This is a genomic window from Pseudaminobacter soli (ex Li et al. 2025), from assembly GCF_003012705.1.
Classification (GTDB): domain Bacteria; phylum Pseudomonadota; class Alphaproteobacteria; order Rhizobiales; family Rhizobiaceae; genus Pseudaminobacter; species Pseudaminobacter soli.
In genome coordinates, this window is record NZ_PXYL01000029.1 from 1 (window position 1) to 24,447 (window position 24,447).

The following is a 24,447-nucleotide window of genomic DNA, read 5'->3' on the forward strand; positions in this document are numbered from 1 at the left end:
GAGACCGACGAACAGATCCATGGGCAGGGCTCCTTGACCAGTTAAGCTTGAGGAGCCTGCCCGCAGATTGAAATCCTGTCACCCCCGCAGCGGGAGCGCCACGGGAGCCCCAATCATCCGATCTCTTATTTGCGTTTCATGACATGCTCAGGGTCAGGGTCGTTGCGGAGCCTTTTGCCTCGCCCTTTCGGCGATCACGAACCAATCCGGCGCAAGCCCGCTGTTCCAAGTAAGCTCGGCCTCAGCGTCGTGCTGCTCCTCTAGCGGGTCAGGCTCGAGGTCAGGATCACCATCCATGTTGTCCAGGAGGCAAAGCAGCCGCTCGATCTCCGCCTCGATTGCAGCGCGCGCCACCTTCATTCCTCCCTCCAGCGGATCGTTAGTTCGCCGTCGAGCGCCTCAACAGCGCGGCCTATTGCCCGGTAGTTGGGTTTGCCGCGTAGAATCCAGTTGGCTTTTCTAAAGTAGCCTTTGGTCTTGGCCAATTCATCCAAGTCGCCCATTGAGTAGCCGAGTTCAAAGCATCGATCCCGTATGGCATCTATCGCCGAGATGCCCGTTCGCTTGAATGGTGGACGTTTCCGGGTGATGCCATGATAGCGACTTACCGATCGGAGTTGCCTAAGGGACCGATTTGGAAAGGCCTCCCGCAATTGCTGCGGCGATGCTGTCGGCACCAACCGTCGCATGCGGGAAAGTTCGTTTGCCGTCACCATCTTCAGCTTTGGTCGGAGCCCAAGATATCGGCAGCGGCAGCGAATTGCTTCGTAACTGCGGTGGGGAAGTTTTTGACGAAGTGCCTCATAGTTGGAGCCGTACTGCCTGCAAAGCTCATCCTCCGCACCCGTCCAGAGTCGATCGCCTTTGGGAGTTTCTCCGCGGTATTGCATACGGCGTCTGGCGCGGTCGGCGGAGTGGGCATTTCGCGTGTATTCCGATAAATACATTCCAATTCCTCCATTCGCCCCCGCCGCTTCTAAGCGAAGCAACGGGAGGAGCGCCGATCAACCAGAGATGTCGAAGAATGCCCGCAATACCCGCTTTCCCTTACGGTAGGTGTTAACATCTGTTGACGACTGAGCGATGGCATCCGGCTCATCAAACGCGGTCCGCACTCAGCAGGTGATCGGGGCCAATCTGCGTGTCGAAGAGCGGAAATCTGGTAACGAGAACTCTGGCCGAAGTTGGGGTGGGAAAGGCGGTATTTTAGATTGGGCGAAGCGCCTACGTGTTACCCGACCAGAGTGACAGGGAACTCCATCCGTCTGAGAAGCCAGCCGCTTCTAGCGAGATGACCGGACGCGCAGGGAACGTTGACATGTGCGCCGCTAGGCGTTCGTGCCATTTTGATCGCGGGCTGATCTCGCGCAACATGTAACGGACAATACAGGCAGCTGCATATAGGCGCCCATTTGACCCCGGCGATGTCCGCAGATGGTCGAGGTCAGGCAGCTCGCCGCTCCGCGCTAGGCTTGGTTGGTTTGTCAGCGGTTTATTCCAAAGGCGTGCATGATGCGCGCACACGTTGCGAACTCCGGCAAGTGAACGAATCCACGTCGTCAAGAGGTGGGGTCGAGGGATCTTGTAGCTGGAGCATATCCCTTCTTGGTCTTTGAACTTCATCCCTTCCAAAAGCATAGAGAGTGGGCCGAAATCGAGGAGTTCCACTGCGATCCAGATTGGCATCTGCGAGTCAGGGTACTTGGTGCGGAAATGAACCGCGAACTCCTCTTTCGATCGAACAGCCTTTTGATCAAGGCTCTCCAGCCAATCCGCATGACAAATCTGGCGAGGCCTCTCGGGTCTCACGAAGCGTCCATCGAGTAGGTCGGGCCTCCGGTGTCCGAAGGGGTCGTGCTTCCCGATAGCCAGCGCCACTTCGGTTCGAAGTGAAATTTCGATCCTTTCGAGGCCATCCAAGAGGATCAGACGCAATCCTTTGTCGAAGGCGTATAAGTCTACGACGGATTTGAAGTCGGCATCCGGTTTGAAGTCGTCGATGATGGTATGTTTGCCACCGGCATCAGTTAGCCGCTTGCGGAACGGATGCCAGTATGCACTGAGCCGATAATACCCGATCCGACGAAGGTATTCGGCAGCCTTATCCCAGTCGGGCACGGTCATGCCACGACTTTCGATCAAACCGATTTGCTGGTCGATGGCGCGGTAAGGCTTTGCGTAATGCATGCTTAAAACAAGAAGGCCGACACTTGCATTTCTGCAGAGGTGCCGGCCATGTCGAGAGTTGATATGGCGTGATTTGCTCTGGTCGTCAATGGGTGTAACCCGCGATCGACAATCACGACGCCAATTCCAGAGGCAACGACCGCCAACACAGGAAAGTCAGAAGCGCTCAAGGTTTTCTCCCCGCTGTTCTCCAGGCGGGATGTAAGCCGCAATTAATGATTTCCGCAACGGGGGTATGTCCTGCCACTTCCCCCAAAGAAAAGCCCCAGCTTTCGCCGGGGCCAAAACTCACCGCGTAGCGCAGCCGACGGTCCGGAAATACCGTTTTCCCTGACCTGACTGGCAATTCAGTTGAGCGTAAGTTGTTCGCCAGTCCGACAGTTGGACTTCCTTCTCCAAAGGAAAAGAGCCTGCTCCGGTTTGCCGGAGTGGGCTTTTGTTATTTCAGACTTACCGTTTTCCCCGACATGACCGGCGACTAGCCTGAAACTAGACTGCTTCTATGCTCTGGGAGACCACCTTCAAAGGGGAGCAGCCCGCCTCGGTTCGCCGGGGCGGGCTTTTTCTGGTCCCGCAGCCAAAGATATCGTATTCTTGATCGGCGTATTTGGTGCCGTGTTGAGGAGCGTCGTCATGCGCAAATATCTCTCTCTTCACCCTGAGCAACCGAGTTCTTTTTCCTCCGAAGAACTGGACACGCTCGACGCCCTGCTGCAACGCGCGATCGAAGAGCTGCAGATTGTCGATCAAGCGGACCGGAACGAGGCTGCGGGGCGGATATTGTCGCTCTATACCCTTGGTGGTCGGAGCCTCGACGAAATTCTGGAGATAACGGTGCGTTTGCACCAGAACGGCATCACGCCTGGCGGCCGACGATCTGACGAGCCGACGCCGAAGCGTATCAGGACCAAGCGCCAGCGCAGGAAACTTGTGAGAAGCCTGGGTTAGGCCGGAACCACAGCGCACGGGGAGAGTTTGAGTTTTATTCCCGGCATGACTCCGGTGGGACCGTGTGCGCCCGCTGGAGCGAAGCGCCCGTCGCCTCCTGCCCCTTCGAGGTGACGGGCGTTTCTTAGTTCAATCTGAATGTAGCCTCGATCAAATCGACCTGTTCAAGAACGTCGCGAATGCGATGCTCGAAGAATGCGTCGCGCACGCCATAGTCACGATACGAGAAGAGACGCACGAAGAAATTGAGGAGCTTTGTCAGTTCGACCAACAGCGCTTCGTCTCGGATGTGCGGTAAGAGCTCGGCGATCAGGTCCAAGACTTCGGCGGTGTCACCCGGCTCTTCCTGGCGCGCGATGGCGCGCAATCGAGGGACGATGCTGCTGATCTCCTCGGTCATGTAGCCATGGTAGCGGAATTCTGGCACTTGGCCACCTTCAACGATTTGGAGAGTTCCGGGCTTCTAGCCGCGTCTGGCTCTGTCGAGCCAGTTGCGTACCTGAAGCATCGCTTCGAGCTTGATATTCTCCTCGCGCCCCATCCGGTAGGCCAGGGTCAGCTGATCGATCGCCTCGACGATCTCGTGTTCCGCCCAGCCTGCAGCGCGCACATTGTCGATCAGATCGTGCAGCGCGTATTCGATCGCCTGCTGACAGTCGATGTCCCGATCTGGGTAGCGTTCCTGCCGTTTAGGCGGGTCGATCTGTGCCATTAGGGTTGCCGCTCAGGCCGCCAACGGCTCGATCATGTTGGCGTTGTCGTTCCGCCTTCTGTCCTTGGTGGAAGAGTTGACGGCGCGATTCACGCGATAGAATTCCAGGCTGCCGTCGAGATCACTCTTCAACAGATCCTTGGCGCCCGAGACCGATGTCGACGGGTCCAACCATGCATCGTAGACGGAAGGATCGAGGATGATGGGCTGGCGATCGTGCAGCTGCTTCATGGGCTCCTGCGCCGCCGCAGTCAGGATGGTGCAACTGGTGACGTCGAGTGCCTGGTTATATGCCCAGAGCCCTGCGAACGAGAAAGGCTGGTGTTCCGGCAAATGGATATGCCAGGGGTCCTTCTCGCCGTCCTCACCCTTGGACCATTCATAAAAGCCGTCCGCGGGGATCAGGCAGCGCTTGGCTTTGAACGAGTCCCGAAAAGCCGGCTTGCTGTCGGCATCTTCCGAACGCGCGTTGAAAAGCGTGAACTTGGGCAGTTCCTTCGCCCAGAACGGCACTAGCCACCAGCGGCCCTCGCGCACCTTGTGGTAGCCATCGTCGCCGGCAGTAATGAAGGTGACGTCCTGCGTGGGTGCGATGTTGTAGCGGGCTTCTGTGTTTCGTCCCCGATCGGTGATCGTCAGGCGATACAGCGCGTGGATTTCAGCCCAAGTGTGATACTGCGTGAACCTACCGCACACTTTCCCTCTCCTTGCCCGTCCGGCCGATGTTGGAACCATAGGCATAAGAACGGAGAAAGGCGATAGTGAGGGCGCTGGGGGTCCGGCTGCCGCCTGATGGATGTTGAGCGTCAATCCTTCCGAAGGCGAACGCCAGCACCGCCACCGTTCTCGGGGATGAAGACAACGCCTGCGGCTTCCATTGCCGCTCGCATCTTGTCGACGCTACTGACTCGGGCATCCTGACCCGCTTCAAAACGATTGACGGTATTGCCCCCGACGCCCGCATTTTTCGCGAGATCCTGGGTGCTCCAATTGAGGGCTGCACGCCCCATACGGCATTGAAATGGCTTCATGTGGTGTTTTTATCACCAAACGAGCTTGACAGCAAATCGGTTATGGCATTACCGTTAATGGTGAAAATATCACCAATCGGAGCCACCATTATGCCGAACACCGCTGTTCTGGCTGCCGCCGAAGGCATGCCAACTCTCGACCGCCGCCGCCTCCTGCTTGGCCTTGCCGCGGCCTCCACCGCCGCCGCAGCTATCACAGCAGCGCAGCCCGCACCGGCTGCCGAAACCGCCGCGAAGCCCGAACTCGTCGCGCTCCTTGCCGAGCTCAGGGAGGCCAAGGCCGAAAAGGACGCGGCGATAGATGCCAGGGAATGGCTCATTGACGAGTGGCGGCATTTGTGGCCGCTGGCGCCCGAAGAAATCACGCTTCCCGGTCACAATGAGTGGGACTCCCAACGCGAGGTGGATTTGGCCGGTCGGTCGATCGTGAGGCCAGGAGAGAAATACGCCCGTCATCTGCGTGGTCTCGAAAATCTAACCCGCCTTGCCGAGAGTATGGCTGGCTATGTCGAAAAGGCCCGCACCGAAAAGAATCGGGCAAGAGCGCTGGCCGCACTAGCCAACGACAGGCGCAACCTCCGCCTTGGTCAGGAATATTACAATGAGATCGAGCGCATCAAGGATGCCTCTGGGATACGTGCAGCCAACGCGCGCATTGACACCGCAAAAGAGGAGATCCACCGGATCGGCGAGGCCCTCATGGCCATACCGGCTTCGTCGATCGCATGTCTGACCGTCAAGGCTGAAGCGGTCGAAATCTGGGTGGGCACAATGTTCCCGTTCCTGCACAAAGAGACCAACTTCATAGGTTGGTCGATCCACATGGCGCGCGACATTCGCAACGTCATGGGCGGTGTGTCATGAGCGACGCCACCCTCTTACGGCTGGAGGCCAAATTCAACGCAAACAGCGATAGAGAGGAACAAGCTGGCGACCGGATCGAAGAGCTCGAGGCCAAGTTCGACCGGCTCCGCAAGCGCATCCGCAAGACAGATCAAAAGCTGGATCGCCGGACGCGTGAAGGGTCTCTCCTTTTTGACAAGATCATGAAAACCCGCGCCACCACGCTTGCCGGCCTTCTGGTGAAAGTGAGGGTGCGGGAGCGCTGGAACACTGATGACGAAAAAACCGAGATCACGATCCTCAAGAGCCTCGTCGCGGATCTCAAGGCAATGGGGGAGGAGCGCTCATGAAGGCCATAGCGAACAATATGGACGATCTCGAAAGCGAGATTGGGCACCTGGCCGCGTTGATCGGTACGATTGCCGATATCGCGATCGAGATCCCCGGCTCCGATCCGACTATGAACAGGGTCAACGCGCTGCTCTGGATCGCCCGCGACCTGTCGGAACGCCTCGTCGATGCGACTACCGCTTGTCATAGCAAGATCATTGCCGATCGGTCTTCCGCACCGATCCGCATGGTGGGGGGTGCCCGGTCATGACCATTTCAAGACGCCTATTCCTTCTCAATACCGCCGCGGCCGGCGCTGCCGTAGCCGTCTCGGTGCCGGCCGTCGCCGTCGCCGCTGCTGAACCGGAACGGCCGTGGGATAAGGCCCGTCGCCTCGCCATCGAACTATCTGACGCGCTGGCCGAGTGCGATGGTGGAGCCTGTTATGCCCAAGTCTTCCCGGCCGGAATCGGCCAGGTGACGTTCCTGTTCGGCAATCTCAGCGATCTGCCTTCAATGATGCCGCCGCTCGAGCGCGCGAAGCACCACCTTGGACAGACGCGCTTGGCGATGGAGGAGCACACCGGCGGCGAATGGTGGAATCACATCGATTTGGACGCTGGCGTCATGGCCACGTCGATGTTGGTCACCTGATCGCGATCCATGTGCCGAACATGTGCCGTGTACCAATTTCAGCGGAGTGCAACCCGTTGAAATTGCTTGTCACACGTTCATGTGACTTTGGCACATGAAATCGGGCATCAAAACGGGAAAATTGCCGCTAAGCCTTTGATATTGCGATGGTAGCGGAGGAGGGATTTGAACCCCCGACACAAGGATTATGATTCCTCTGCTCTAACCAACTGAGCTACTCCGCCCCAGGGCAGAAACACTGAAAGTCGCCGGAACCGGCAGGACGTTTCGAAGCGCTTCGCTAAGGTCGGGCGGATATAAGGTTGCCATGCCGGGCCTGTCAAGCGTCGAGCGCATGTCTGTCGAAAGAAATCACAACAGCCGAAAAACGGCCATGTTTGACCGTTTCCAAACGGCGTCGGGGTTGAGTTCCAACCTGCGTGCCTTTATGTCTCCGCCAGCTATCTGTTGAGTTCAAAAGTCTGATGAAGCCGCGAATTGCCGTCCTGGGATGTGGGTACTGGGGCTCGAACCATATCCGCACCCTCAAGGGCCTGGGAGCCCTGTATGCGGTTTCCGACGCCAACCGCGCGCGCGCCGAAGGCTTTGCCAGCGAACAGGAATGCCTGGCGATCGACGCCGAGGTGCTTTTCACACGGCCGGATGTCGATGCCATCGTGATGGCGCTGCCGCCCCAGTTTCACGCCGAGGCCGCAATCAAGGCCGTCGAGAACGGCAAGGACGTGCTGGTCGAAAAGCCGATCGCGCTTACGGTGCCCGACGCCGAGCGCGCGGTAGCGGCAGCGGAGGCCAATGATCGCGTCTTCATGGTTGGCCATGTGCTGCGCTTCCATCCGGCGTTCGAAAAGCTGAAGGAACTGATCGATCAGGGCGAACTCGGCGAGGTGAAGTACATCCACTCGCACCGTCTCGGCCTCGGCAAGTTCCATACCGAAAACGATGCTCTGTGGGATCTCGCGCCGCACGACCTGTCGATGATCCTCGCGATCACCGGCGAGGCGCCGGTCGAAACGCGCGGCGAGGGGGCTGCGATCCTCGACCATCTCAGTGATTTCGCGCATCTGCACATGCGCTTCCCCAATGGATTGCGCAGCCATCTCTTTGCCTCGCGGCTCAATCCCTATCGCGAAAGGCGACTGACCGTTGTCGGCACCAAGGCGATGGCCGTGTTCGACGATGTCGAGCCGTGGGAGCGCAAGCTTGCCGTCTATCGCCATGCCGTCTGGCAGGACAGCGGCCACTGGGCCTTCACCACCAACGAGCCGACCTATGTGCCGGTTGCCGAAGGCATGCCGCTGACGCGTGAGCTGGAGCACTTTATCTCCTGCATCCAGACGCGTGAGACGCCGCGAACCAGCGGCGAAGAGGCCATCACGGTGCTGAGCATCCTGACCGCAGGTTCGAACGGACACGGCTGAACGGCAAAAGCCCCGCGCGAGCGGGGCCTTGCCTATCGGATTCGAATGGATCGTTGCCGGCGGTTATTCCGCGGCGACCGGACCTGAAGTTGCAGCAAGCTTCGACAGCATGGCTTCGGCTTCAGCGCCGCGTTCCGAGCGCTCGATGAAGCCGCCGCCCAGCACGCGGGCGTCGTTGCCGTCATCCTCGTAAAGGACGCAGGCCTGGCCGGGCGCGATACCCGACTCACCGTCGCCGAGCTCGACCCAGGTGACGCCGTCGCGATTGTGCAGCATTGCCGGGCGAGGGGGGCGCGTCGAGCGAACCTTGGCGAACAGCTCGATGCCTTCGGGCCCGATCTCGCCGATCGGCGTGTCGCCCAGCCAATTCATATTGCGCAGGTAAATCTTGTGCGTCTCCAGCGCCTCGCGGGGACCGACGATGACGCGTGCGCGCTCGGCGTCGAGATGCACCACATAGAGCGGCTCGCCGGAGGCGACGCCGATGCCGCGGCGCTGGCCGATCGTGTAGCGCAGGATGCCGTCATGCCGGCCGAGCACGCGGCCGTCGATGTGGACGATGTCGCCGGGATTGGCGGCCGTCGGCTTCAACTTGGCGATGATGTCGGAATATTTGCCCTGTGGGACGAAGCAGATGTCCTGGCTATCCTGCTTGTTGGCAACGGAAAGACCGAGCTCTTCGGCAATGGCGCGAACTTCAGGCTTGGACATGCCGCCGAGCGGAAAGCGCAGATAGTCGATCTGCTCCTGCGTGGTGGCAAACAGGAAGTAGCTCTGGTCGCGGTCGGAATCGACAGGGCGGTACAGGGCGCGGTGCGCGCCATTGGCCCGGCTGCGAATGTAGTGGCCGGTTGCCAGTGCGTCAGCGCCGAGTTCACGCGCAGTCTCGAGCAGATCGGCGAATTTGACCGTCTGGTTACACGAAACGCAGGGAATCGGTGTCTCGCCCGACATGTAGCTGGCAGCGAAGGGATCTATCACCGCCTCGCGAAACCGCTTTTCGTAGTTCAGCACGTAATGAGGAATGCCGAGGGTTTCCGAGACGCGACGCGCATCATCGATATCCTGGCCCGCACAGCAGGAGCCGGCGCGATGGGTCGCTGCGCCGTGATCGTAGAGCTGCAGCGTTACGCCGACGACGTCATAGCCCTCGCGCTTCAGAATGCCGGCGACGACGGAGGAATCGACACCGCCCGACATCGCAACCACGACTCGGGTGTCTTCAGGCCGTCCGGGCAGGTCCAGGCTGTTCATTGAAGGTAGTCCGTTTCAGCTTTTTCGGGCGTTTCATGCCAATGCGCCGAATATAGGTCAAGCGACGGCAAAGTACCACCGCCGCCAATCGGGCCAGTTCCGACCCCTTGTCCGGTGCACCTCAGCCCATCGAATGGCGGCCTCAGCGGGCGGCGTTATGGTGAATGAAAGGTTTACGTTCATTAATCAAGCCTTGTTGCGGGCTTAGGCAATTTTTAAAGCTGGCGCGGTAATGTGGTCGCGATTGGGTCTTTGAGTTTTGTGTAGAGAGTACTATGACCGATCTGGTTAGACCGCGTGTCAAATATGTTATTGGGCCTGACGGCAGCCCGCTTACGATTGCCGATCTTCCACCCTCGAACACGAGGCGCTGGGTTATCAGGCGCAAGGCAGAGGTGGTGGCGGCCGTGAGAGGCGGCCTTCTCAGCCTCGACGAGGCCTGCCAGCGCTACAAGCTGACCACCGAAGAATTCCTTTCCTGGCAGGCGTCTATCGACGAATACGGCCTGGCCGGGCTGCGGACGACCCGCATTCAGCAGTACCGCCACTAAGGGCAAAGCCCAAAAGGCGGCCTTCGGCAGATCCAACAAAAGAGCATGCGGCCGGACTTTCTTAGTCCGGCCGCAGCTGTTTCAGGCCCTGACTGCAGGTCAGGCTTGTCCGGCCCGGCGGGCCGTTGCATCGCATGTTACGTGTGGAATTTGTCCGGAAGCTCTGAACCCCGCGATCTGCGGCAGGCAAAGCGGACGCGCGGCATGCCGACGACAGTTGCGCCTGAGCGGCTCCTCCCTCTCAAAGCGCAATCGGTTCTAGCTAGTCTTTCCAGGAATCGGACTTTCCAGGAATCGGACTTTCTCTCGCGGAAAGCCCCAGGCGGCCAGGTTGCCGCCACCTTATCTCAGTTTTCGCTGCCAGCCCTGAACCAATGAATGCCCGACGTCCATTGAGTGTCGGGCAGGGGGGGGCAATGCGAGTCGTGATGGACCGTGCTTGTCAGCCGATCATGGCGCTGCGGGTGTCAGTCGCTTCGCGATTCTTTGAGTCGCGCGACTCCAGCAGCTCCGCTTTGGAAAGCTCCGCTTCAGCTTCGCCGAGTAATGATTCGGCGACGGCCCTCTGCTGCATCAGGTCGGCTTGCGAATTCTTGAGATTGTCGCGGCGCAAGCGCGCTGCCTTGGCGAAGGTTGGATAGGCGAAATGGTTGATATCGGTGATACCAGCCTTTTTCTCCTCGGCAACGATTTGCGCATCAAGCTCGCCGGCCATGCGGTCGAATTCGGCGATCATCATGTCGAGTTGCATCAGTTGGCGGCGTTTCTCGCTCACCTGGAACTGCTTAAGCCTAACGAGGTTCTCACGTGACTTCATGCTTCGACACTCCCGGGCACGCACACACTCCAAACAAAACGCTTCATTCGGCCCTGTAGGCCCGACCGTTCGCGATAGGCCCTGCTACCGTCGCGAAAGGAAACAAATTCCTAAAGATTCTTCGCGTCGGTAACCATTCGTTTACGGGCATTGTTAATCATACGGCCTAGGGCTTAAGGGCCGGTAAAAATTCAGCTTCGAAAGCTAACGACCGTAAGCGGAATCGAATGAATCGCTTATTGCCATTTGTTAAGGCGGCACGTTAAGAGTTCGGCACTGAGATTCATTATTAGATTCAATAGGGTGTATCTAAGGGTTAAAAAATCTGATATGGCTTGCAAAGCAGAATTAGATTTTGTTAACCATTCGATGGCAGCCTGTTGGCCAGGCGATCACTGCTCCGGTTCCGGATGGTTGGCGAGACGGTCTGGCGGCAGAAAAGGGGATTGAAATGCGCGTTCTGCTGATTGAAGACGATAGTGCGACCGCACAGAGCATCGAACTGATGCTCAAATCTGAGAGTTTCAACGTCTACACGACGGATCTCGGCGAAGAGGGCGTCGATCTCGGCAAACTCTATGACTACGACATCATTCTCCTGGATCTGAACCTGCCCGATATGTCGGGTTACGAGGTTCTGCGGACGCTTCGCCTGTCCAAGGTGAAGACGCCGATCCTGATCCTGTCCGGCATGGCCGGCATCGAGGACAAAGTGCGCGGTCTCGGCTTCGGCGCCGACGACTACATGACCAAGCCGTTCCACAAGGACGAGCTGGTTGCCCGCATCCACGCCATCGTTCGCCGTTCCAAGGGCCATGCCCAGTCGGTCATCGCGACGGGCGACCTGATCGTCAATCTCGACGCCAAGACGGTCGAGGTCGGTGGCCAGCGCGTGCACCTGACCGGCAAGGAATACCAGATGCTGGAGCTGCTCTCGCTGCGCAAGGGCACCACTCTGACCAAGGAAATGTTCCTGAACCACCTCTATGGCGGCATGGACGAGCCCGAGCTGAAGATCATCGACGTCTTCATCTGCAAGCTGCGCAAGAAGCTCGATACGGCTTCTGGCGGCCAGAACTACATCGAAACGGTCTGGGGCCGCGGCTATGTGCTGCGCGAGCCCGAGGAAATCCGCGAAAGCGCCTGATGCTTTCGGCGTAAAAGCGACTTCCCCTTAAAGACCCGGCTTTGCCGGGTCTTTTGCTTTTGGGGCTGCTTCAGGCAGCGTCGAGGTTCCGAAAGCGGGCGAGAAGCTGTGAGCGGTCGAACGGCTTCAGCAGATAGTCCTGCGCGCCGGCGCGCTTGGCACGCATGATGGCGCCGAGATCGAACTCGACCAGGCAGATCGCGATCCGAGGCTTGATCAGGCTCGGAATGGAGCGGATGCGCCGAATCACGTCCTCAGTCGGCATGTCGGGCAGGGCACCGTCGATCACGATGATTTCCGGCATCTGGATGCTGCACATGTCGATCGCTTCGGCGCCGCTTGCGGCTTCGATCACAACCATGTCCGGGCCGCCAAGGATCCGCTTGGCGACCTTGCGCACGACGCTTGAATCATCGACGAACATGCAGCGTTTCATGTCCCGTTCTCCTTGCCTTCCCCGCCTGAGCCGAGAGTGTCGGTATCGGCTGCACTTTAGCCGAGTGACGTAAAAAAGCGGGAAACCGGTTAGGTAAACTTTCAGTAAAAGGCTGGGCTTGGGCCTTTCCGTACGCCTATTAGGCAATTGTTGCGAAGACAAGCGCACAAAAAAGCCCCTGAAAAACAGGGGCTTTTTAGTCTGGTGCGGTCTTCGCCGACTTGGGCTGAGGAATCAGCTGGCGGATTCGGTGGCGGTCGATGCAGCCGAGAATGTGATCTCCTCAGGCGTTGCGTGGATGGAGATGGTCATCCCAGCCTCACGCGCCAGAAGCAGCGTGTAATATGGCTGGATGGCATGCGCGTCGATGGCTTCCTCAGGCTTGTTTCCGGAGTGAAGCTCGAGGAATTTTGGCGGCACGCGCAGCATCGGGCCGGCGGTGCGGATCAGGAATTTGGGCTCGGTATCGACGTCGTCCAGCGTCACGTCGATCCTGCCGCCGCGCGGGATGGCGGCATTGGCCACCAGGATCATGTTCAGCAGCAGCTTCACCTTGTTCTTGGGCAGAAGCGCGCGGCGACCATTCCAGATGAGTTCCGGCTTTTCATTCTTGAGGAAGGCGGTGGCGACGGCCTCGGCGTCGCCCGTGTCGATCAGCATGCCGGCCGAACCTGCCGCGCCAAAGGCAATGCGGGCGAACTGCAATCGGGCCGACGCATTGCGGGCGCTGGCGCGGATGAGGTTCATCGCATCTTCGTCGGCGCCGCCTTCGTCGAGCAATTCCAGGCCGTTGTTGATCGCCCCGACGGGGGAGATGATGTCGTGGCAAACCCGGCTGCACAGAAGGGCAGCAAGGTCGGGCGCTGACAGGGCAAAGGTTTCAGCCATGGAATTTAGTCCCCAAAATCAAAAAAGCGGGCCGGTCGGTTTGCCGCCCGGTCCTGACGAATCATTTCGCCGCCATGATACAGCCTGAACAGGGATGGCGGTATTTTCCCGACCGTCCTCTCAACCCAGGTCGCATTTTTTGAGCCCGAAACGCCGGCGGCAAGGTCTCTGCCAGCCTTCGAAGGGCCATCTTCATGTGAGAGCTTAATGGTTGAAAAAGGATTACGACATAATTTGCAGGAAACGCCTGAGAAGCGGCCATTCAAGAGCCGCGAAGGGCAGAGGCGTCGGCGGGTGCGCTCGCGGACGGAGAAATTGGAAGTATGCTTTTCCGACTTTTGGACCGGACCCTGTTCCGGATGATCGCAGTGATGTTTGCCGTATCGAGCATCCTGGCATTCTCATCATCGACACTGCGGGCGCAGGAATATACCGCACAGGAGATCGTCGATTCCGGCCATCGCTTCTTTGGCGCCACCTCCGGGGGGCTGGCCTCGGCCATTGAGAAGATCTTCTCCTCCTACGGCCTGCCGAATGGCTACATTCTGGGCGAGGAGGGCTCCGGTGCCCTTATCGGCGGCCTGACCTACGGGGAGGGCACGCTCTACACGAAGAATGCCGGCGACCACAAAGTCTTCTGGCAGGGCCCATCGCTTGGCTGGGACTTCGGCGGTCAGGGCTCGCGGGCCATGATGCTCGTCTACAATCTGGATGACGTGTCAAATCTCTACGGCAGGTTCGGTGGCGTCTCGGGCTCTGCCTATGTGATTGCGGGCGTCGGCTTCAACGTGATGAGGAGCGGCAACATGTTGCTGGTTCCAGTCCGGACGGGCGTTGGTGCGCGGCTGGGCGTCAATCTCGGCTATCTGAAGCTCACGCAACAACCGACCTGGAACCCGTTCTGACAGGCCGTTCTCTGTTGTTTCGGAACTAGCACACCGGGTGCGGCGTTCTGGCCCGTTATATCGGCCGCCGCACCCGCCTTCGTTTACCGCCTCTGCCATCGAACATTGCCCCGGTTGTGGGCCTGTGGCAGAGAAGAGCGGCGGGCCGGTCCCGCAACGGATAGTGTGACGTGATCCAGCCCATCCTGTTTTTTGCCCTCGGCTTTCTCAGTGCAGGCTTCATCGCGCTGCTGGTCGCGCCGGCCGTCCTACGGCGCGCGGCCAATCTGGCGCGGCGGCGCGTCGAGGCGTCGATGCCGCTCACGCGGGCCGAGATCGAAGCGGACAAGGACAGGATCCGCGCCGAGGCCGCTATGTCGATCAGGCGGCTGGAACTGAACGCGTCGTCGCTGCGCGAAAAGGCAACGACCCAGCTGGTGGATATCAGCCGCGGGCTCGAGCAGATCAAGGCGCTGGCCGCCGACGGCGATGCCAAAGCCAAGATGATTGCGATGCTGGAAGCGCAGGTCGGGACGCTGCGCGCCGACCTTACTAGGTGCGAGGAAGAGCTGCAGCGTCTTTCCGAACGCCTTGAAGAGACCGAAAGCGCCAAGGCGGTCCATGCCAAGGAAATGGAGCAGCTTGGCGCGATGTATGACGAGGCCAGCTTCTCCGCCAGCAGCCGTCAGATCGAACTGGTGGCGCGCGAAAGCGAGCTCGAGAAACTCGCCAATGAGGTGACCCAATTGAAAGCGAAGCGCAAGGAAACCGACGCGCGCGCCCAGGCTTTGTCGCTCGAGACGAGAGCTTCCCGCGACGAGACCAAGTCCGAGCGGAAGCGGGCAAACGAGGCGGAAAGGAAGCTCGCTCAGGCCACCTCGAAGCTGGCCGACCGCGAAGACCTCATCGAGCGTCGGAATGCGGAGATCGAGCGGTTGCGTGGCGCACCCGTGGCCCAGGCCGAAAGGTCCGGACCGATCACCTCGGCGCCCCGGGTCCTTGCGGCGCAGGCCAATATCGATCAGGCGCTGGCAAAGCTCTCGGCCGATCGCGAGCGGCTTGAGGAGCGTTTGACGGCCCTTGCCCGCGAAAACAAGCGCCTCAAGGAAAAGGCCATTGCTGGAGGCCCCGCCGCAAATGGCGGCGACGCGCAGCTGCGCGAACAGATGAATGAATTGGCGGCCGAAGTGGTAAATCTGGCGGCCATGCTCGACGGCCCGAACTCGCCCATCCATAAGGTGCTCGCCGAAATGGGCGTCGATGGCGAGCGGGCCGGCAAGGCGCTCAGCCTCGCCGACAGGATACGTGCCTTGCAGAAGGCCGCTTCAGAGGGCTGAGGAAATCCGGTCGGAGAAATGGTGCAGGGTGATCGCCGAAGCTGCAGCGACATTCAGGCTGTCAAAGCCTTCGGCCATGGCAATTCGCACCGTCTTCAGCCGACCCAGCAATGCGTCGGGCAGGCCGTCGCCTTCCGTTCCGAAATAGAGCGCGAGCCGCTCCGGCCGCGCCATGTCACGGCAGTCTGTGGTGCCACTCGGCGACAAGGCGATCTGGTCAAATCCGTGTGCCGCGAGGGTCTCGACCAGCGCAGCCGCTCCGCCGGCCGTTACGAAGGGCACTTTCAGCGCCGCGCCCACGGAAACGCGGATCGCCTTGCGATAGAGCGGGTCGCAGCAGGTTTCGTCCAGCAGCACGGCATCGGCGCCGAAGGCCGCGGCATTGCGGAAGATCGAACCCATATTGTCGTGGTTGGAAATGCCGACCAGCACGACCACCAGCGCACGCCGGGGGAGGGCAGCCAGCATGGTGTCGATGTCCTCGGCGGGCCGCTTGCGGCCGATGGCCAGCACGCCGCGGTGCATGTGGAAACCGGCAATCCGATCCAGCACCTCGCCTGAAGTGACGTAGACCGGCACGCCTGCCGGAGCGAGGCTGAGTGTATCGGCCATGCCGGCAAACCGGTTTTCGAGCAGGAGTACCGATTCGACCTCGAAGCGCCGGGCCGAGAACAGGACGTTCAGAACCACCTTGCCTTCGGCGACGAAGCGCCCTTGGCGCCCGGCAAGGTCGCGTTCGCGGATATCCATATAGGCGGCCACGCGCGGGTCGGCCGCATCATCGATGCGTATTGGTTGCACTGCAAAGGCGCCTGAAGTCGGTGATCGTCAGGTCCCGTTAAAGGACGTAGCCGGTGCCGTGGTCAAGGCCCACACCGGGTCGTCTTCTGTCGAAACCGTGACACATCATCTGCGAGGACGGCCACGCTCGGTGCCGTCGCATCAGGTCAGGTCGTGGCCGCCGGCTGGCGTCACGCGACGGCGAAGATACCGTCCAGCGTACCGAGCAGTTGTCGTACCGCGTCGGAATTGCAGGAATAGTAGATCATCTGCCGATCGCGTCGAGTCTCGACAAGATCGACGCTGCGCAGCTTTGCCAGATGCTGCGACAGTGCCGATTGGCTGAGATCCACCTTTTCGGCGATGGCGCCGACCGACATCTCACCTTCCAGCAGATGGCTGACTATGATCAGTCGCTTTTCATTGCCCAACAGAGCCAGCAATGTCGCTGCTGCGTTGGCATTCTTAATGATTGGCCGCGAAACCATTGGTCCCCTACACAAATTCGCTCCGCAGACGTTATGGGGGCAAATAACATCATGCGGCTCCGCCTGCACCCATATGGCATGTGCAGGACGCTGCGTTCAGCTCAGGAGCGACCTGAGCATCCCCGTTACGCCCGTATCCTGCACCGGAGGAAAATCAGCGTAGGTGGCTTTCGCCTACTCAGCTGTTCTTCCGATTCTGGCCATTTCTATTAGTATTTTTCTCAATTCGTCGGCATCCGTCAACTTGCGCGGGAAAAATATACGCTTGATTGTGTCGCCGGAGGCGAGATCCATGCCTTCGGGGTCGAAGCCCGTCAGGGTCCAGTCATTGCTTTCGGCCTTGGCAAAGTGATGTGCGTAGACGGCAATGGCGTCGCGATGATCGGCGTTCATATGGTCGAGCGCCGACTGCTCGCTCTCTGCCAAAGCCTCCAAAGCCGGGCTTTCGGTGACCAGCTCGTCGCGGGTCAGGTTGTAGGCGCGGCCGAAGCCGCCGTTCAGGCTGGCACCCTGAATTTCGAGCCGGAAGAAGGAAAAATCGCCCAGGCCGACATAAAGCTGGGCTTTGGGATTGCGATTGAGATAGCGGCGCTGCGCGCGCGCGTGTTCGGGCGTATCGCGTGCGAGTTTTGCCGCACGGCACGCGATGGAGATGCGGGGGTGTGCCAACGGATCGCCCTTACCTGGATCACCCAGCAGGAGCGAGCAGCGCGGGTCGGCAAGCAGCGCTGGCGTGTGGGCCGCCAGCATGGAAATCAGGATCAGCGGCGTTCCGTCGATGTCGGTGGCCGTGCCGACCCGGCTTGCCAGCGGCGCACCGGTCTGCGGGTCGAGAACGGCTATTGCGCCATAGCGCGCGGTGCGCAGCAGCGTCTTGCCGAGCGTGATTGCATCCTGGGTGGTCTCCAGAACGCCGTCCTTCTTCTTTTCAACCTTTTCCACGACGCAGCCTCACAAAATCATGATTGAGATTGTCAGCTTATCGCTCGACTATTCCGTCCTTTGCAAGGGTTTCCGCCTCGGCCTCCGAGAAACCGAAGCGGGCAAGGATCGACGCCGGGTCGCAGGCCTCCGCGTTCGGAACAGCGGCGACGGCAGAGTCGGTGCGCGAAAAACGCGGCGTGGGGCGAGGGCGAGTAAACCCGGCGACGTCGACGTGACTTTGCCTTGACCGGTTGTGCGGATGAGCGGCAGCCTCGCTGAAGGAGAGGACAGGCGCGACGCACGCCTCGGTGCCCTCGAATAGGGCGGTCCATTCGTCCCGGTTCTTCGTACGTACGCGTTCAGCTATTGCCGCCCGCATCTCGTCCCAGACCCCGCGATCATACTGCGCCGGCACAAAGCGCGCGTCGAGCGGCAGCAGGCGCGCGAACTCGGCGAAGAAGCGCGGTTCGAGGCAGGCGACCACGATGTGCCCGCCATCGGCGGTTTCGTAGGTGTCGTAGAATGGCGTGCCGGAATCGAGCAGGTTGTCGCCACGCCGCTCGTTCCACGTTCCATCGGCCAGGAAGCTGAAGTAGGGCGCGGCCAGCATCGAGGCACCTTCGACCATCGAGGCGTCGATGATTTGCCCCCTGCCGGAGCGGGAGCGCTCGAACAGGGCGGCGAGCAGGCCGGTCATCAGCATCATCGTGCCGCCGCCATAGTCGGCAACGAGATTGAGCGGCGGCACCGGCCGGCCGCCCTTGTGGCCGATGGCGTTGAGGGCACCCGTATAGGCCAGATAGGTCAGGTCGTGCCCCGCACGCTCTGCAAGAGGCCCGGTCTGGCCGTAGCCGGTCAGGCGGCCGTAGATCAGGGCAGGACTGCGCGAGCAGGCGATATCCGGCCCGAGGCCGAGGCGCTCCATGACGCCTGGGCGAAACCCCTCGATCAGCACATCAGCGCGATCGAGCAGGCGCAGCACCAGTTCCGCTCCCTCGGGGCGCTTGAGATCGACGGTGAGGATTTCGCGGCCGTGGCGGTCGAGATCATATTGCGGCGACACGCGCATGAAGACGCGGTCGTTGCTCGGCCGCTCGATGCGGACAACCCGGGCTCCCATCTCGGTCAGCATGAGACCCGCGAGCGGCACCGGCCCAAGGCCGGCCATTTCCACGACCGTCAGCCCGACGAGCGGACCCTTTCCGGGGTTTCTGGCCGGTGCGCTGGTCATGGCCTGTAGCCCTATTTCGGCGCCATGCGGATCGCGCCGTCGAGGCGGATCGTCTCGCCGTTCAGCATCTGGTTCTCGACGATATGGAGGGCCAGCGCAGCATATTCCGAAGGTTCGCCCAAACGCGGAGGGAAGGGTACCGCGGCACCGAGCGAATCCTGCACCTCTTGCGGCATAGCGGACATCATCGGCGTCTTGAAGATGCCGGGGGCGATCGTCATCACGCGGATGCCGGAGCGGGCGAGATCGCGGGCGATAGGAAGCGTCATGCCGACCACGCCGCCCTTGGAAGCCGAATAGGCAGCCTGGCCGATCTGCCCATCGAAAGCCGCAACCGAGGCGGTGTTGACGATGACGCCACGCTCGCCGCCCTCCAGCGCGTCGAGCTTGGCCATGCGGTCGGCCGCAAGGCGGATCATGTTGAAGGTGCCGAGCAGGTTGACCTCGATCACCGTGCGGTAGACGTCGAGCGGATGGGGGCCGTCCTTGCCGATGGTCTTCATGCCAACGGCGATGCCGGCGCAATTGACGAGGATGCGCGGTGTTCCGAGCTTTGCGACCACCTCGGCGATCGCACTTTCGGCGCCTTCCGCACTCGCCACGTCGCATTTGACGGCAACGCCGCCGATATCGTCCGCTACCTTGTGGGCGCGGTCGATGCCGATGTCGAGAACGCCGACCTTGACGCCGCGGGCAGCCAGGGCGCGCGCGGTGGCCTCACCCAGGCCCGAGCCGCCCCCGGTAACGATTGCGATCTGGTCCTTGGGGTTCATGGCGTCTCCTCCCGTGCTGATTACATCATGCTACGGATGCTTGCGCGGGCACGCAACTGGCCTCCTGCACGGGCATGCTGTCGACCTTGTAGGCGTGTTGGACATCACCGGTCAGCGAAGCCACGCCGCCGGCCTTCAATTCGAAGGCGAGCAGCCGGTTGGGGTCCACCGGGCGGGGCATGGTGATTTGGCCGTGTGGAATCTTCTTGAAGCCGAGCGGGCCGTAATAGGGCTCGTCGCCGACCAGGACCACGGAAGCGGCGCCAGCCCGGCGGGCGGCATCGATGGCCATCGCCACCAACTTGCGGCCGATGCCCAGATTCTTGAAGGAGGGACGGACGGCCAGCGGCCCAAGCAGGAGGGCGCGTCCCTGGCCGGCGGCGATCCATGTCATCCGAACGGAGGCGATAACGATGCCGTCATGCGTGGCGACGAAGGAAAGCTTGCGATCGTGCGGGCCGGCTTCGCGGATCTTGTAGGCCGCACGCGTGAACCGGCCGGGGCCGAAGGCCTCTTCGTTGATCGCGTCGATTTCGGAGTCATGCGCCGGCATTTCCGGCAGATAGGTTACGGCAAGGGTCATCGTCTTTGTATTCCGGTCGAGGAGGACTATCCGCTGCGGACATGGCGCAACGGTGGCTGTCCGCGCAACTCAGGCGCGGTCGCTGATTCGTCGTCGGTCGAACCGGATATGTGCAAAGACAGTTGCCATTGATCGTCCCGCTAGCATCATTTCGGCATGGCGTCCATGGCCCATTTCACCGGCAGCGATAGATTGACGAAGTGTTCAGCCCTTCGGGGTTTCCGCTTCCGCCCTTCAGCCCCTAAATAAGCTGAAACAGGAAGGAGCCTGCCATGGGATTGCTGGTTGACGGTAAGTGGGTGGATCGCTGGTACGACACCAAGGAAAGCGGTGGCCGATTCGTGCGCTCGCAGTCGCAGTGGCGCGACTGGGTCAGCCCCGATGGCACGCCGGCGCCGGGTAAGACGCGCGGCTTCAAGGCCGAGCCGGGCCGCTATCATCTCTACGTTTCCTGGGCATGTCCCTGGGCGCACCGCACGCTGATCTTTCGGGCCTTGAAGAAGCTCGAAGGCATCATTTCGGTGTCTGTCGTGCATCACTACATGGGCGCGAACGGCTGGACCTTCCTCAAGGAGGACGGGGCGACCGGCGATACGCTCTATGGCCTCGACTATCTCCACCAGATCTACACCAAGGCCGACCCGCACTATTCCGGTCGTGTGACGGTGCCGGTGCTGTGGGACAAGAAGGAGCAGACGATCGTTTCCAACGAGTCGTCCGAAATCATCCGTATGCTGAATTCGGCCTTCGACGAATGGGGCGATGCATCGGTCGATTTCTATCCGCAGGCGCTGCGCCAGGAAATCGATGCCGTCAACGACATGGTCTATCCGTCGATCAACAACGGCGTCTATCGGGCCGGCTTCGCTACTACCCAGGCAGCCTATGAAGAGGCGTTCAAGGAGCTTTTCGGCGCGCTCGATAGCCTTGAGGACCGGCTGTCGCGGCAGCGCTATCTGCTGGGCGACAGGCTGACAGAGGCCGACTGGCGGCTGTTCACGACGCTGGTGCGCTTCGACCCCGTCTATGTGGGGCACTTCAAGTGCAATCTCAGGCGGATCGCCGACTACCCGAACCTGTCGAACTATCTGCGCGAGCTGTACCAGATGCCGGGCGTGGCAGGCACGGTGAACATGCTGCACATCAAGTCGCATTATTACGGCAGCCACGTCACCATCAATCCGACACGCATCGTGCCGGTCGGCCCCGAGCTCAACTATTCGGCGCCGCATGACCGCGATCGCTTTAGGAAGGCCGCCTGACTACCAGTCCGGAGAAGGGGGCGCGCCGTCGAGCGCTTCGGCAATGCGCCTGAGCGTAGCCGGTGTGGTATCCTCGGGCAGCGCGTCCAGCGGGAAGAAGCCGGATTCGGCGATTTCATGATCGGGCAGTTTCGGCGCAGTCTGCTGGAACGCCTCGATCAGGTAGAATGCGACATGGTCGCGGCGGCTGGCCTGACGGTTGAAATGTATGGATTTCAGCTGCGGCGCGGTGAAGGTGATGTTGCCTTCTTCAAGCATCTCATGCTCGAGCGCCTCCAGCACCGTCTCGCCGGTTTCGACGCCGCCGCCAGGAAGCTGCCAGCCGGCAACATAGGTGTGGCGGATGAGGAAGACGGAATTGCTCGCCCTGTCGTACACGAGCCCACGCACGCCAAGCGTCATCGGCCGTTGCAGCAGGAAATAGGCGTGGAAGAGCTTGGAGCGCAGCCACGGCCACCCCTGCTGGCGAAAGCGGTCCCGTCTGCTGCCCGCGCTCATATGACTGCAGCCGATGGGTGGAAAGCCGAGGTCGCGTGTCCTACAAGAGAACCATGTTCAGGCTTGCGCATATTTCCGACGTCCATCTGGGGCCCCTGCCTCCTGTAACCTATCGCGAACTCGCATCCAAGCGCGTGACGGGTTATGTCAACTGGCAGCGCAACCGGCGGCATTTCCTGCACGAAGGAGCGCTCGACACGATCGTAGCCGACCTGCAGGCGGCCAAGCCCGACCACCTCGCGGTGACGGGGGATCTGGTCAACCTGGCGCTCAACGGCGAGATCGAGCTGGCAAGGCTCTGGCTGGAATCGCTGGGCAATCCCGCGGATGTTTCGGTCGTGCCCGGCAATCACGATGCCTATGTGCCCGGCGCTTTCGACAAGATCTGCATGGCCTGGGCACCCTGGATGAAGGGCGACGGGCAAACCGTTCCCGTCGGGCGCCATGCCTTCCCCTATCTCAGGGTTCGCGGCGAGGTGGCGCTGATCGGGGTTTCCACGGCGCGCGCCACCGCTCCGTTCATGGCCAACGGCTTTTTCCGCGAAGGGCAGGCCCGGCGACTTAGCCGGATGCTCGACGAAACGGCCGCGTGGGGCCTTTGCCGGGTAATCATGATCCATCATCCGCCGGTGCGCGGTGCCGTGGCCCAGCACAAGCGCCTGTTCGGCATCAGCCGCTTCCAGCGCGTGATCGAGCGCCATGGCGCGGAGCTGATCCTGCACGGGCATTCGCACCTGCCTTCGCTTTTCTGGATCGGGACGGCCGCAAAGCCGGTGCCTGCGGTTGGGGTCTCAGCGGCAGGGCAGGGCGTAGGCGGCCGCAATCCGGCGGCCCAATACAATCTCCTGGAGATCGCCGGGCAGCCGGGTGCCTGGCAAATTCATCTGGCAAGGCATGGCCTTACGACGATCGGGGCACCGCCATCCAAGCTCATCGAGATGGACCTGACGCCCTATTCGGCGCGGGTGTCGCAAGCGGCGGCTAGCAGGTCCTAATCAGAAATCGAATATTTTCAGCGCTGACAGGCCATCTCGCAGCCATGCCATCGTGAGGGCAAAGCCGACGATCGCACCGGCTGCAAAGAGGCCGAATCCGGCAAAAAAGCTTTGCCAGCCATTCGAGCGCGGCGCCTGGAGAGCCGCGGCGGCTTCCGGAACCGCCGTCTCACGTCCGAAGGCGCGGTCGACGCCGCCATCCATCATGCGCTGCCGCTCCACGATGCGCTCGGCGATGTAGCGGGTGACCTGATCGGCCACGGGCTTCATGTCGGTGGATTCGGCGAGAATCACGCGGCCGATGCGAGTGTCCTTCAGGAAGCGGTAGGTGCGGCGGTCGCGCCCCAGCGAAACGTGGCTGATGGCGTCGATCCAGAGGCGCGGCTGCAGGCCTGAGGAAACCGCAAAATCGAACATGTCGATATCAGCCGGGACTTCGGCGAAGACGGGCGCCAGTTCCTGGGCGAGAAGGTCGAGCCGCATGCGGCTGGCTTCGCGCAGCTCAACCACCACGTCGTCGCGGTCGGCCACTGCGTTCTTCACGTCGCGAATGGCATCGGCCAAACGCCGCGACGGATCCATCGCCGTTACATTTTCACCTGCATCACTCATGGCAGGACACTCCAACCCGAATGCAAACGCTAAGGAAGTCTTAACATAGCGGGGTCGTCAATGCACCTGCCTCAGCGGCAGTTGTCGACGCAAACGGGCGGCGTTTACGCTGAACCAATCGCTCGTCGGATGAGGTCCGCGACGAGGTCCGGTCTTTCCTCGATGAGCATGTGACCGGCACCCGGTAGCGGTTCAAGCCTGAAGTGCGGCGGCAGGGTGCTGGTCTGGGAAAAGGGCAACATCGGATCTTCCGTCCCCCAGGCGACCATCACCGGCATGGAGAGCGTGGCGAGCCAGTCGGGCGGAATGACACCCTGCCGGCCATCCCGGGCGATGGCGTCGGCAATCTTCTCCAGCATCTCTTTTTGTCCCGCCTGCGCGCGCATCGCAACGAGCGGTTCAACGGCCTCGGGCGACGGCGAGAAATCCGGTGTCGCCATTGCTACCAGGCAGTCGCGAAGCTCTTCCGCCGAAGTTGCGGCTCCGAAGCGGCGCAGCAGGGGGCCGTTTATCACTTCGCCAAAACCGCCAGGCGCAAGCAGCGTGAGCGAGGCAACCCTTTCAGGGCTGGACAGTGCTGCAAGCGTGGCTATCGCGCCGCCCATCGAATGACCGACGAAGTGGGCTTTCTCGATGCCGCGCGCCTCGAGATCGGCAAGAACGGCGCGCGCCGCCGCCTTGGGGGAGGGCACCTCCGGCCAATCGAGCGATTGCGCATGTCCGGGCAGGTCGTAAGCGATGACCCGGTGCTGCTTGCCGAGATTTTCGGCGATCCTGTGCCAGACACCGGAAAATGCGCCGAACCCGTGCAAAAGCACGATGACCGGAGAGCCGCTGCCATGCACGCGAGCGAAGAGGGTCATC

General features: G+C 61.0%; 31 protein-coding genes and 1 tRNA gene. 12 read left to right on the forward strand and 20 right to left on the reverse strand.

Features of this window, described 5'->3' with window-relative positions:
• Nucleotides 1-153 precede the first annotated feature (153 nt).
• The 3 genes from C7I85_RS27895 to C7I85_RS27905 form a co-directional block, all read right to left on the reverse strand.
• Nucleotides 154-360, reverse strand: a complete 207-nt coding sequence (locus tag C7I85_RS27895; RefSeq protein WP_106727270.1) for a hypothetical protein — start codon at nucleotides 358-360, stop codon at nucleotides 154-156.
• A complete protein-coding gene (locus tag C7I85_RS27900) occupies nucleotides 357-947 on the reverse strand; it encodes a hypothetical protein (protein WP_106727271.1) in 591 nt (196 codons plus the stop codon). Before C7I85_RS27900 ends, C7I85_RS27895 begins: the two co-directional genes overlap by 4 nt.
• A 277-nt stretch (nucleotides 948-1,224) precedes the next feature.
• On the reverse strand, nucleotides 1,225-2,187 hold the full coding sequence (locus C7I85_RS27905; RefSeq protein ID WP_106727272.1) for an Abi family protein: 963 nt from the start codon (nucleotides 2,185-2,187) through the stop codon (nucleotides 1,225-1,227).
• 633 nt (nucleotides 2,188-2,820) lie between these two features.
• Here C7I85_RS27905 and C7I85_RS27915 point away from each other — a divergent pair.
• Nucleotides 2,821-3,135 (forward strand): hypothetical protein, encoded by a 315-nt coding sequence (locus tag C7I85_RS27915; protein ID WP_106727274.1) that lies wholly within the window; start codon nucleotides 2,821-2,823, stop codon nucleotides 3,133-3,135.
• A 124-nt stretch (nucleotides 3,136-3,259) separates the two neighbouring features.
• On the opposite strand, the gene C7I85_RS27920 is transcribed toward C7I85_RS27915, so the two are convergent.
• The 3 genes from C7I85_RS27920 to C7I85_RS27930 form a co-directional block, all read right to left on the reverse strand.
• Nucleotides 3,260-3,535, reverse strand: coding sequence for a hypothetical protein (locus C7I85_RS27920; protein ID WP_146148989.1), 276 nt, complete (start codon nucleotides 3,533-3,535; stop codon nucleotides 3,260-3,262).
• A 63-nt stretch (nucleotides 3,536-3,598) separates the two neighbouring features.
• Nucleotides 3,599-3,847 carry a hypothetical protein gene (locus C7I85_RS27925; RefSeq protein WP_106727276.1) on the reverse strand — a complete coding sequence of 83 codons (249 nt, stop codon included), beginning with the start codon at nucleotides 3,845-3,847 and terminating at the stop codon, nucleotides 3,599-3,601.
• A 12-nt stretch (nucleotides 3,848-3,859) separates the two neighbouring features.
• A complete protein-coding gene (locus C7I85_RS27930) occupies nucleotides 3,860-4,543 on the reverse strand; it encodes an SOS response-associated peptidase (RefSeq protein ID WP_106727277.1) in 684 nt (227 codons plus the stop codon).
• A gap of 320 nt (nucleotides 4,544-4,863) precedes the next feature.
• On the opposite strand from C7I85_RS27930, the gene C7I85_RS27940 reads away from it, so the two are divergent.
• Genes C7I85_RS27940 through C7I85_RS27955 form a run of 4 tightly spaced genes read left to right on the forward strand, consistent with a single transcriptional unit; the run spans nucleotide 4,864 to nucleotide 6,705 of the window.
• Complete coding sequence (locus tag C7I85_RS27940) at nucleotides 4,864-5,742, forward strand: hypothetical protein (RefSeq protein WP_146148990.1); 879 nt, start codon at nucleotides 4,864-4,866, stop codon at nucleotides 5,740-5,742.
• Nucleotides 5,739-6,071, forward strand: a complete 333-nt coding sequence (locus C7I85_RS27945; protein ID WP_106727280.1) for a hypothetical protein — start codon at nucleotides 5,739-5,741, stop codon at nucleotides 6,069-6,071. The genes C7I85_RS27940 and C7I85_RS27945 overlap by 4 nt, the downstream gene beginning before the upstream one ends.
• Before the next feature lie 17 nt (nucleotides 6,072-6,088).
• Entirely contained in the window at nucleotides 6,089-6,322 is a 234-nt protein-coding gene (locus tag C7I85_RS27950; protein WP_210203098.1) for a hypothetical protein, read from the forward strand.
• Nucleotides 6,319-6,705: a hypothetical protein gene (locus tag C7I85_RS27955; RefSeq protein ID WP_106727282.1), complete on the forward strand. Its 387-nt coding sequence runs from the start codon at nucleotides 6,319-6,321 to the stop codon at nucleotides 6,703-6,705. Before C7I85_RS27950 ends, C7I85_RS27955 begins: the two co-directional genes overlap by 4 nt.
• A gap of 147 nt (nucleotides 6,706-6,852) precedes the next feature.
• Here the strand turns inward: C7I85_RS27955 and C7I85_RS27960 are convergent.
• A tRNA-Met gene (locus C7I85_RS27960) sits at nucleotides 6,853-6,929 on the reverse strand.
• Nucleotides 6,930-7,169: 240 nt separating this feature from the next.
• Between C7I85_RS27960 and C7I85_RS27965 the strand changes: the two genes are divergently transcribed.
• Nucleotides 7,170-8,123 carry a Gfo/Idh/MocA family protein gene (locus C7I85_RS27965; protein ID WP_106727283.1) on the forward strand — a complete coding sequence of 318 codons (954 nt, stop codon included), beginning with the start codon at nucleotides 7,170-7,172 and terminating at the stop codon, nucleotides 8,121-8,123.
• A gap of 63 nt (nucleotides 8,124-8,186) precedes the next feature.
• Here C7I85_RS27965 and mnmA read toward each other — a convergent pair whose 3' ends face one another.
• Nucleotides 8,187-9,377: a tRNA 2-thiouridine(34) synthase MnmA gene (mnmA, locus tag C7I85_RS27970; RefSeq protein WP_106727284.1), complete on the reverse strand. Its 1,191-nt coding sequence runs from the start codon at nucleotides 9,375-9,377 to the stop codon at nucleotides 8,187-8,189.
• Nucleotides 9,378-9,652: 275 nt separating this feature from the next.
• Here mnmA and C7I85_RS27975 point away from each other — a divergent pair, with 275 nt between their 5' ends.
• Nucleotides 9,653-9,928: a DUF1153 domain-containing protein gene (locus tag C7I85_RS27975; protein WP_019173843.1), complete on the forward strand. Its 276-nt coding sequence runs from the start codon at nucleotides 9,653-9,655 to the stop codon at nucleotides 9,926-9,928.
• Between the two features lie 442 nt (nucleotides 9,929-10,370).
• Here the strand turns inward: C7I85_RS27975 and C7I85_RS27980 are convergent, their stop codons facing one another.
• Nucleotides 10,371-10,745, reverse strand: a complete 375-nt coding sequence (locus tag C7I85_RS27980; protein ID WP_106727285.1) for a flagellar export protein FliJ — start codon at nucleotides 10,743-10,745, stop codon at nucleotides 10,371-10,373.
• A gap of 451 nt (nucleotides 10,746-11,196) precedes the next feature.
• Here C7I85_RS27980 and ctrA point away from each other — a divergent pair, with 451 nt between their 5' ends.
• A complete protein-coding gene (gene ctrA, locus C7I85_RS27985) occupies nucleotides 11,197-11,892 on the forward strand; it encodes a response regulator transcription factor CtrA (RefSeq protein ID WP_106727286.1) in 696 nt (231 codons plus the stop codon).
• Between the two features lie 70 nt (nucleotides 11,893-11,962).
• Here ctrA and C7I85_RS27990 read toward each other — a convergent pair whose 3' ends face one another.
• On the reverse strand, nucleotides 11,963-12,328 hold the full coding sequence (locus tag C7I85_RS27990) for a response regulator (RefSeq protein ID WP_106727287.1): 366 nt from the start codon (nucleotides 12,326-12,328) through the stop codon (nucleotides 11,963-11,965).
• Between the two features lie 234 nt (nucleotides 12,329-12,562).
• On the reverse strand, nucleotides 12,563-13,216 hold the full coding sequence (gene chpT, locus C7I85_RS27995; RefSeq protein ID WP_106727288.1) for a histidine phosphotransferase ChpT: 654 nt from the start codon (nucleotides 13,214-13,216) through the stop codon (nucleotides 12,563-12,565).
• Between the two features lie 359 nt (nucleotides 13,217-13,575).
• Between chpT and C7I85_RS28000 the strand changes: the two genes are divergently transcribed.
• Together C7I85_RS28000 and C7I85_RS28005 are read left to right on the forward strand one after the other, a co-directional pair.
• Nucleotides 13,576-14,121 carry a DUF1134 domain-containing protein gene (locus C7I85_RS28000; RefSeq protein WP_428832919.1) on the forward strand — a complete coding sequence of 182 codons (546 nt, stop codon included), beginning with the start codon at nucleotides 13,576-13,578 and terminating at the stop codon, nucleotides 14,119-14,121.
• Nucleotides 14,122-14,291: 170 nt separating this feature from the next.
• Nucleotides 14,292-15,437 (forward strand): hypothetical protein, encoded by a 1,146-nt coding sequence (locus C7I85_RS28005; protein ID WP_106727290.1) that lies wholly within the window; start codon nucleotides 14,292-14,294, stop codon nucleotides 15,435-15,437.
• On the opposite strand, the gene C7I85_RS28010 is transcribed toward C7I85_RS28005, so the two are convergent.
• The 6 genes from C7I85_RS28010 to C7I85_RS28035 all read right to left on the reverse strand — a co-directional run bounded on the left by C7I85_RS28010 (nucleotide 15,426) and on the right by C7I85_RS28035 (nucleotide 20,216).
• Entirely contained in the window at nucleotides 15,426-16,238 is an 813-nt protein-coding gene (locus C7I85_RS28010) for a TrmH family RNA methyltransferase (RefSeq protein WP_106727291.1), read from the reverse strand. The genes C7I85_RS28005 and C7I85_RS28010 overlap by 12 nt on opposite strands.
• A 170-nt stretch (nucleotides 16,239-16,408) precedes the next feature.
• Nucleotides 16,409-16,705: an ArsR/SmtB family transcription factor gene (locus C7I85_RS28015; RefSeq protein WP_106727292.1), complete on the reverse strand. Its 297-nt coding sequence runs from the start codon at nucleotides 16,703-16,705 to the stop codon at nucleotides 16,409-16,411.
• Nucleotides 16,706-16,879: 174 nt separating this feature from the next.
• Nucleotides 16,880-17,647, reverse strand: coding sequence for a HugZ family protein (locus tag C7I85_RS28020; RefSeq protein ID WP_106727293.1), 768 nt, complete (start codon nucleotides 17,645-17,647; stop codon nucleotides 16,880-16,882).
• A 37-nt stretch (nucleotides 17,648-17,684) separates the two neighbouring features.
• On the reverse strand, nucleotides 17,685-18,860 hold the full coding sequence (locus tag C7I85_RS28025) for a CaiB/BaiF CoA transferase family protein (RefSeq protein ID WP_106727294.1): 1,176 nt from the start codon (nucleotides 18,858-18,860) through the stop codon (nucleotides 17,685-17,687).
• Between the two features lie 11 nt (nucleotides 18,861-18,871).
• A complete protein-coding gene (locus tag C7I85_RS28030; RefSeq protein WP_106727295.1) occupies nucleotides 18,872-19,633 on the reverse strand; it encodes a 3-hydroxyacyl-CoA dehydrogenase in 762 nt (253 codons plus the stop codon).
• A 25-nt stretch (nucleotides 19,634-19,658) separates the two neighbouring features.
• Nucleotides 19,659-20,216: a GNAT family N-acetyltransferase gene (locus C7I85_RS28035; protein ID WP_106727296.1), complete on the reverse strand. Its 558-nt coding sequence runs from the start codon at nucleotides 20,214-20,216 to the stop codon at nucleotides 19,659-19,661.
• A gap of 272 nt (nucleotides 20,217-20,488) precedes the next feature.
• Between C7I85_RS28035 and C7I85_RS28040 the strand changes: the two genes are divergently transcribed.
• On the forward strand, nucleotides 20,489-21,478 hold the full coding sequence (locus C7I85_RS28040) for a glutathione S-transferase family protein (RefSeq protein WP_106727297.1): 990 nt from the start codon (nucleotides 20,489-20,491) through the stop codon (nucleotides 21,476-21,478).
• On the opposite strand, the gene C7I85_RS28045 is transcribed toward C7I85_RS28040, so the two are convergent.
• The gene (locus C7I85_RS28045; RefSeq protein ID WP_106727298.1) at nucleotides 21,479-21,976 is read right to left on the reverse strand and encodes an NUDIX domain-containing protein; all 498 of its coding nucleotides are present in this window, start codon (nucleotides 21,974-21,976) and stop codon (nucleotides 21,479-21,481) included.
• A gap of 53 nt (nucleotides 21,977-22,029) precedes the next feature.
• On the opposite strand from C7I85_RS28045, the gene C7I85_RS28050 reads away from it, so the two are divergent.
• Entirely contained in the window at nucleotides 22,030-22,971 is a 942-nt protein-coding gene (locus tag C7I85_RS28050; RefSeq protein ID WP_106727299.1) for a metallophosphoesterase family protein, read from the forward strand.
• Here the strand turns inward: C7I85_RS28050 and C7I85_RS28055 are convergent, their stop codons facing one another.
• Both C7I85_RS28055 and C7I85_RS28060 read right to left on the reverse strand, forming a co-directional pair.
• On the reverse strand, nucleotides 22,972-23,583 hold the full coding sequence (locus C7I85_RS28055; protein WP_106727300.1) for a hypothetical protein: 612 nt from the start codon (nucleotides 23,581-23,583) through the stop codon (nucleotides 22,972-22,974).
• A gap of 104 nt (nucleotides 23,584-23,687) precedes the next feature.
• Nucleotides 23,688-24,446 carry an alpha/beta fold hydrolase gene (locus C7I85_RS28060; RefSeq protein WP_106727301.1) on the reverse strand — a complete coding sequence of 253 codons (759 nt, stop codon included), beginning with the start codon at nucleotides 24,444-24,446 and terminating at the stop codon, nucleotides 23,688-23,690.
• Between the last annotated feature and the right edge of the window lies 1 nt (nucleotide 24,447).